We start from the raw sequence: 485 nt of genomic DNA, 5'->3' as shown, positions 1-485 counted from the left end.
TCCGCCAGCTATAAATTCAAGGTGCTTTCCCTGGACCAGCCCGGGAACGAATTCCTGGTCATGATGGACTTGGCCAAGGCCTTTGGCGGCTCGCCCGGGCAGCTTGCCGAGATTGAGGCGCTGATTGTCCAGAACGCCAAAGCACGTTTTGAAATCACGGTGCCAGCCGTTTACTGGCGCATGGATGAAGTGGCCGCTGTGCGCAAGCCCAGGCCGATCCCCCGGGAGGTGGCGCAAACAGCCGAGCTGCAGGGGGATGTCATAGCGACGGCGCGTGGACCGGCGAATCCGGCCAAACCGCCTGACGAGCGCTATGAGCCGATCCATGCGGATGAATTGGCGGCCTTTAAACAAGCCCTGCTCGCGGCATCCGCGCACGGCCCGTCGGTCGTGGCTGAAAATGGCGTCAAAACCCGAAGTGGCCCGCACTCCTACACGCTGCTCACCGGCTTCGAAGACACCGAGATGGCGGAGTCGGCTTCATC

General features: G+C 62.1%; 1 protein-coding gene. It reads left to right on the top strand.

Annotated features, from left to right (window positions below; all coding sequences use genetic code 11):
• A partial coding sequence (locus B3F77_RS12505) for a hypothetical protein (RefSeq protein ID WP_293605265.1) occupies positions 1–485 on the top strand: 485 nt, incomplete at both ends.

This window comes from Polaromonas sp. UBA4122 (assembly GCA_002381615.1).
Lineage (GTDB): Bacteria > Pseudomonadota > Gammaproteobacteria > Burkholderiales > Burkholderiaceae_C > Polaromonas.
Note: the sequence above shows the minus strand (reverse complement) of the source record. Positions and strands in the feature narration are given on the sequence as shown.